Source organism: Streptococcus sp. C300, from assembly GCF_000187645.1.
Lineage (GTDB): Bacteria > Bacillota > Bacilli > Lactobacillales > Streptococcaceae > Streptococcus > Streptococcus oralis_CQ.
In genome coordinates, this window is the sequence record NZ_GL732481.1 from 1 (window position 1) to 741 (window position 741).

Annotated in this window: 1 protein-coding gene; it reads left to right on the forward strand. The window is 48.3% G+C overall.

The features are described from left to right. The coding region (locus tag HMPREF0849_RS09995) for an SHIRT domain-containing protein (RefSeq protein WP_000000884.1) at positions 1-741 on the forward strand (741 nt) is incomplete at both ends.

Sequence of the window (741 nt, forward strand, 5' to 3'; positions counted from 1 at the left end):
AGCGGATGCCCACTTCGTCGGTACTTGGGAATTTACCCCAGCACCAACTTACAAGGCAACACATGAATTTGTCAGCGGAACTCCAGGGAAAGACCTTCCACAAGAAGTGAAAGCCTTGCTTCCAGCAGACCAAACAGACTTGAAAGACGGTAGTCAAGCGACTCCAACTCAACCAAGTAAAACGGAAGTGAAGACAGCAGAAGGTACTTGGAGCTTCAAGGCCTACGACAAGGCATCAGAAACCATCAATGGAGCAGATGCCCACTTCGTAGGCACCTGGGAATTCACTCCAGCTCCAACTTACAAGGCAACACATGAATTTGTCAGCGGAACTCCAGGAAAAGACCTTCCACAAGAAGTGAAAGCCTTGCTTCCAGCAGATCAAACAGACTTGAAAGATGGTAGTCAAGCGACTCCAACTCAACCAAGTAAAACAGAAGTGAAGACAGCAGAAGGTACTTGGAGCTTCAAGTCCTACGACAAGGCATCAGAAACCATCAATGGAGCGGATGCCCACTTCGTCGGTACTTGGGAATTTACCCCAGCACCAACTTACAAGGCAACACATGAATTTGTCAGCGGAATCCCAGGGAAAGACCTTCCACAAGGAGTGAAAGCCTTGCTTCCAGCAGACCAAACCGACTTGAAAGATGGTAGTCAAGCGACTCCAACTCAGCCAAGTAAAACGGAAGTGAAGACAGCAGAAGGTACTTGGAGCTTCAAGTCCTACGATAAGGCATC